Here is a 6,079-nt window from a genome sequence, read left to right as displayed (position 1 = left end):
TCGGAGTTGGTCGAAGGCTTTTTTGATATCGTGCATAAGGCTATCTCCGTGTTTTATTATGAGCTTAGCACCCATAATATACACCGGAGTAGCCTTCTGTACGAGTCTTTTTCTGTTCATCGAGTTTCACACAACGGGTGTTTAAGTATTTGATTGAGTGTTTTCCTGATACGCTCACCACAGACTTCGATCGATCGGACTTGGCAGAGTTTCGGAGCTTTCTGCTTCAAGAGAAAGAACTCAGTCGAGCATCGGTCAATAAGCACGTGAAGTTATTGAAAGCCGTATTTAATGAGGCGATCCCCACACTCAAGGCGATGGAGGATAACCCGTTCGAGAAAACTTCCAAAAACGGCAAATCGTTTAAGCCGTTACCAGAAGACAAAAAGCGTCCACCAGTTATGCCACCGGAATATATTATCAGATTTTTCGATGAGTTCGATCAAACCCTTCCACATGAATTTCGGGATTACGTGTACTTTCATACCATGTACTCTATCGGATGTCGTCCAGGGGAATTGGCTCGAATTAAATGGATCAATGTTCGACTGGACACCGACATCCCTCATCTGATATTTAACGCTGAGGACACGAAAGGGAAAAAGGAAAACCCTGTACCTATTCCTGAGCCCCTTGCGACGGATTACAGTAAACTGGAATCTGTATTTCCCCATCATCGAAGTGATCGAGTATTTGAGCAAATCTTATTGACAACTCGTTCTTATCCGTCTCGTATTTTTTAACAATACACCAAACGGGCAAAAATTGACGAAGAACATATAGGTGTTAAATATTCCCCTTACTGGTTATGGCACACCCTTGGTTCAACCAGCAATTCCCCTATTCAGGATATTAGCGCACTCTATAATCATTCGAGTGTAAAGGTAACGCAGAAATATTCGCACAGAGAGAGCCTCAAGACAAAACTCTCTGTTGTCTCCAGTTACCCAACTCTGGCAGAGTTAAAAAAAGAGCAAGAGAAAAAAGCAGAGAAAGAAAATGGGGGACAATAGAGATGGGAGCACTTTTGACCGCGGGAACAATATGGGAGCACTTTTAGGGGTGGGAACAAAATGGTAGCATATATGGGAGCACAATATGTCGTACTATATCGTACTATGTTACACGTATTGCATCAAATTATAAGCATTTTAGTACGGGATATATTACTTTGAACCGCCCTGAAACCCGCATGGTTACAATAAAAAAGGGCTGCAACCGTTGTGGTTGACAGCCCGTATTTTTGGCGGGGCCGACGAGACTCGAACTCGCAACTTCCGGCGTGACAGGCCGGTGCTCTGACCAGTTGAACTACGACCCCAAATAAATTGTAAAAAAACTGCTATCGCTTTTGTTCTGTTGATTTACTCCGATAGACGATTGCCAGCGGAATAACCACCAGGTACGAAATCACCAGCATCAGCGGCGCGATAGTGATGGACAGAGTACTATAAGTATCGCCCGCAGCCATCAGGATGTAGCCGAGGATAATCAGGATCACGCCACCAAGGAATATCAGGTAATTTTCCCGGGTGAAGACCAGGTCTCTGAATACCGGCTTTTTTGTCTTCTTTTTTGCCATAGCGAGATGAATATATCAGTCTCCCCATTCGCTGTCAAGCGCTTTCATATATTCATATTTAATTCTTTAATTCCCTGGATATTCCCAAATTGCCGCCTCGTAGTGTCTTACCGGTTAGAGCCAGATTTCTGATTTCCTACACTATTTTTTTCATCGGAATTTGATACGGACTCTTCTGTTTTCGCTGTCTCTGAATTTTCTTCGACCTGTCCATTCTCCGACGTCTCTAACTCAACCTCTTCACCTTTCAATAATTTCTCCAGGGTATCTCCCTGCACCACTTCGACCTCTAACAGAGCATCAGCAAGTTTTTTCAAAATATCCCGGTTTTCCTCGAGGAGGCTGTAGGCGTTATCGAAGCATCTGTCCAGGATTGCCTGGGTCTCCTCATCAATGAGTTCAGCCAAATGCTGGCTGTATTGATCGCCCTGCAACATTTTCTCCTGAGGCGTGGTCTGGTCGTCCTGTCGAAATGCCAGCGTCCCTACTCGCTCACTCATGCCCCAGTTACTGACCATTTTCCGCGCCAGTTTGGTCGCCTGTACCAGGTCGTTCTCGGCGCCGGTGGTAATCTCGTCAAAAACCAGTTTCTCAGCTGCGCGTCCCCCCATCATCACTGCAATTTTCTGCTCAAGATAGGTCTGGCTGTAGTTATGGCGTTCATCGTCGGGCAGTTGCTGCGTTGATCCCAGCGATCGCCCACGTGGAATGATAGTGACTTTCTCCACCGGATCGGTCTCATCCTGAAAGGACGCAACAATAGCGTGGCCCCCTTCATGATAGGCAATCCGTTCTTTTTCGTCATCGGACAGGATCAGGCTGGATCGCTTCCGCCCCATCATAATTTTATCTCTGGCGATCTGGAAATGGCGGTAGCTGACCTTTTTCGCTTCTTGTTTCACTGCAGTAATGGCCGCCTCGTTGACCAGATTTTCCAGATCGGCGCCTGACTGCCCCGGTGTACTCTTGGCAAAATCTTCCAGATCAAGATCCTCATCCAGCGGGACATCGGCGGTATGGACTTTTAAAATCTGGTGGCGTTCCCGCATGTTTGGCAGGGACATCCGGATGCGCCGATCGAATCGGCCGGGACGAAGTAACGCCTGATCCAGCACATCAGGGCGATTTGTCGCCGCCATGACAATCACGCCTTCCGTCGGTTCGAAACCGTCCATTTCTGAGAGGAGCTGATTTAGTGTCTGCTCCCGCTCGTTGTGACCGCCGCCCATGCTGACGCCGCCGCGACGCTGTCCAATAGAATCGAGTTCGTCCAGAAAGATAATCGCCGGACTGTTTTTCTTCGCTTTGTCGAACAGGTCACGCACCCGGCTGGCGCCGACACCGACTAGCATCTCCATAAAATCCGATCCGCTGAGATGATAAAACGGGACGTCCGCCTCACCGGCCACTGCCCGGGCAACCAGGGTTTTGCCGGTTCCGGGAGGCCCGATGAGCAGGATCCCTTTGGGAACTTTGGCCGAGAGCTTCTCAAATTCCTCCGGATCTTTCAGAAACCGGATCGTCTCCTGTAGTTCTTCTTTTTGCTCCTTGTAGCCAGCGACGTCCTCAAAGCTGGTTCGGGATTCCTCTTTGGAAAACATTTTGGCCTTGGATTTTCCAATGGACATAAATCCGCCTGATTGTTGGCGGGCGCGGTATCCCATCCAAATGAAAAAGCCAATTAAAATGAGAAACGGCAATACGCTGACCAGGAGCGTATCCCAGATATCCTTCTGGGTACTTTTTGCCGTGACCTTGACGTTATTCGACTCCAGAATGGTGCTTAGGTTTTCGTCGGTGTAAGGTGGAATCACAGTATAAAACCGGCGTTCCTTCTCCGGTGACTCCCCCGTATAAATCCCGGCAACCTGGTCCCCGGTGATGGTCACGCTTTCAACGTTGCCGCTCCGAACTTCAGACTTAAACTGGGAATACGGAATCTGATTACCTGTATTCTGGTCCGGCATAAAAAACTGAAAGGCCAAATATGCCACCAGTATGATTAACACCCAGTTCAGGAGAGGTGGAATCCCCTGTTTATTCATCTCTTTCAGGTTAATTTTCTTTTGATTCTTCTTTTGTTCTTTTTTAGCCATGGATAGACAACTCTTTTAGTCTATAATTTTTTAAAATCTGGTAAACCTTTTTCCAGCGAGTACTCCTGGGCCTCATACCGGATGCCGTTATTCCCTTTCGATTTATCGGAGGCCAGATACAGAAAAATATCCATAATGTCTTTTGGGGATGGAATGGTGGCAGGATCTTCATCCGGGTATGCATCTGCCCGCATTTCGGTGGAAATTGGCCCGGGATTGACTGCGTTGACCTCGACGCCCGTCCCCTTGATTTCATCGGCCAGCACCTGCGTTAGCCCTTCCACGCCGAATTTGCTTACGGAGTAAGCGCCCCAGTTGGCGTATCCATTCACCCCGACTCCCGACGTAATATTAATAATCCGGCCGCTACCCTGGTTGAGCAGGGGATCAAGTACGAGTTTAGTGAGATGAAACATGGCATTCAGGTTTACATCAATCACGTCTTCCCAAACATCATCAGGATAGTCGACAATTGAGTCTCGGGTACCCAGTAATCCTGCGTTATTTACGAGCACATCAAGGAAATCGCCGGCGTCCAAAGCCTTGGCCAACAACTGTTTCCGAACCGAATCCTCGGTAATATCTCCTGCGAGGTACTCAATCTTTCCAGGGAGGTCGGCGCACTCTTCTTGTAATTGCTGGAGTTTATTTTCGGATCTGGCACAGACAGTGACCATTGCACCAGCCGTTGCGTAGGTAGTTGCGATTTCCCGGCCGATCCCCTGTGAGGCACCGGTTACTATTGTGTTTTTACCTGATAAATCCATCTTCTTCCTCTCTTTTCTCTTGAATAAAATATATGGACTAGACCAGACAGCCGCAATGCAGGCACTATTTCATAATATTCTCCGGTGAATTCTTGCCGCCCGGGGTTTTTCTGCGTACATTTGAAGTTATGCAATTACCTGCGCTTATATTCGATTTAGACGGAACCCTCCTGGATTCCAGCCCGGATCTGGCACTGGCAGTAAATAGTTTACTGGATGAACTTGGCTATCCTCCACTCTCTGTGGAAAAAGTAACAGAGTTTATCGGCGACGGGACGCCCAAACTGGCGGAACGATCACTTATTGATTCGGGCGCTATTGATTCGCCTGATGAACCCCGATTTGACGATTATTTTCAACGGCTGCTTGTGTTCTATGAGGAGAACCTGGCCAACAAGACCACCATTTTTCCCGGTGTCCGGGAATTCCTGGAAGACCATAAAGAACATCCTATGGCCGTGGTAACAAACAAACCGGACCAATTTACCCGGCCGGTGCTGGAAGCGTTTAAACTTGCTGATTATTTTTCTTTTATCGCCGGCGGTGACCGCTACGCTAAACGGAAACCGGATCCGTACCCGGTGGAACAGGCTATGGCATCGCTGGGAGTCCGACCGGAACAGACAGTGATGATCGGTGACGGTGATACCGATATCCTGGCAGGGAATGCAGCCGGAGCAACAACCGTAGCTGTGCTATTCGGCAACAGGTCACCGGAGGAACTGAAAAGTCTGAACCCCGATTACACCATTACTGCATTCAGTCAACTCACAACGATAATTGGCAATCTGAAAAACCCATCTTCCTGAAATAGAACAAGGGGCTGCTTCCACAGCCCCTTGTCTGGTTGGCGGCACTTACCGGAGGGTAAGGAGGACTTCATTTGTACCGTTATTACCATCTGGTACAGGAAAAGTTCCATGAGGGAGTTCGATGGAAAGAATGCTGTCCCTTTTCTGCGCAGACATCCTCGCTTCCTCTTGATATTTTCGTATGCCTGGCTGAATTTATCTCAAACGCAAATTAACACGGGAGTTCTCATGAAAAAACGACAATTGCTTTATTTAGGAATTGCCCTGTTAGTTAATACTTCCCTTTTATTTGGGAAAGATCTGCAAGTCGGCGATCAGGCGCCGGATTTTACACTACCGTTCGCAACGAAAGATACCATAAATTTCGATGGAATTAATCTCAGCGATTTCTATGGAAAACAGCCAGTCGTCATCGCGTTTTATCCGGCGGACTGGAGTTCCGGATGCACCACGCAGATGTGCACGTTCCGTGATAATATTTCGGCGTTTAACGCCATTGATGCGGAAGTATTGGGGATCAGCGGCGATTATGTGTTTTCGCATAAGGCATGGATCGATTCCATGGGGTTCCAGTTTAAACTCCTGAGTGACCATAAGCATAAAGTTGCCCAGATGTATAATAGCTATAACCCGAAGCGCGGATTTAACAAGCGAACGGTTTACGTGGTCGATGAGGACGGCAAAATCAGTTACATTAACATGGAGTATTCCCCAGGCGATCCGGCGGATTTTGATGAATTGCAGCAGCACCTCTCTTCCCTGGGAAGCCAGTAAAACTTTGCTTTATCTCCGCTCTTATACCAGGGGCCGTTTACCGTGAAT

The 6,079-nt window shown here is 47.8% G+C and carries 6 protein-coding genes and 1 tRNA gene; 3 read left to right on the top strand and 4 right to left on the bottom strand.

All coding sequences use genetic code 11. The annotated features are described in order from the left end of the window. Nucleotides 1-149 precede the first annotated feature (149 nt). The gene (locus K9N57_17435) at nucleotides 150-743 is read left to right on the top strand and encodes a phage integrase SAM-like domain-containing protein (protein MCF7805963.1); all 594 of its coding nucleotides are present in this window, start codon (nucleotides 150-152) and stop codon (nucleotides 741-743) included. A gap of 501 nt (nucleotides 744-1,244) precedes the next feature. Here K9N57_17435 and K9N57_17430 read toward each other — a convergent pair. From K9N57_17430 to K9N57_17415, 4 genes are all read right to left on the bottom strand, one after another. Then, a tRNA-Asp gene (locus tag K9N57_17430) sits at nucleotides 1,245-1,321 on the bottom strand. Nucleotides 1,322-1,342: 21 nt separating this feature from the next. After that, a complete protein-coding gene (locus K9N57_17425) occupies nucleotides 1,343-1,582 on the bottom strand; it encodes a DUF3098 domain-containing protein (protein MCF7805962.1) in 240 nt (79 codons plus the stop codon). A gap of 107 nt (nucleotides 1,583-1,689) precedes the next feature. Next, nucleotides 1,690-3,678, bottom strand: coding sequence for an ATP-dependent zinc metalloprotease FtsH (gene ftsH / locus K9N57_17420; protein ID MCF7805961.1), 1,989 nt, complete (start codon nucleotides 3,676-3,678; stop codon nucleotides 1,690-1,692). A gap of 20 nt (nucleotides 3,679-3,698) precedes the next feature. After that, a complete protein-coding gene (locus K9N57_17415; protein MCF7805960.1) occupies nucleotides 3,699-4,445 on the bottom strand; it encodes an SDR family oxidoreductase in 747 nt (248 codons plus the stop codon). A 128-nt stretch (nucleotides 4,446-4,573) separates the two neighbouring features. Here K9N57_17415 and K9N57_17410 point away from each other — a divergent pair, with 128 nt between their 5' ends. Continuing rightward, on the top strand, nucleotides 4,574-5,254 hold the full coding sequence (locus tag K9N57_17410; GenBank protein MCF7805959.1) for a phosphoglycolate phosphatase: 681 nt from the start codon (nucleotides 4,574-4,576) through the stop codon (nucleotides 5,252-5,254). A 231-nt stretch (nucleotides 5,255-5,485) separates the two neighbouring features. Then, the gene (locus tag K9N57_17405) at nucleotides 5,486-6,031 is read left to right on the top strand and encodes a redoxin domain-containing protein (GenBank protein ID MCF7805958.1); all 546 of its coding nucleotides are present in this window, start codon (nucleotides 5,486-5,488) and stop codon (nucleotides 6,029-6,031) included. Nucleotides 6,032-6,079: the final 48 nt, after the last annotated feature.

This window comes from Candidatus Neomarinimicrobiota bacterium, assembly GCA_021734025.1.
Lineage (GTDB): Bacteria > Fidelibacterota > JAANXI01 > JAANXI01 > JAANXI01 > JAANXI01.
Note: the sequence above shows the minus strand (reverse complement) of the source record. Positions and strands in the feature narration are given on the sequence as shown.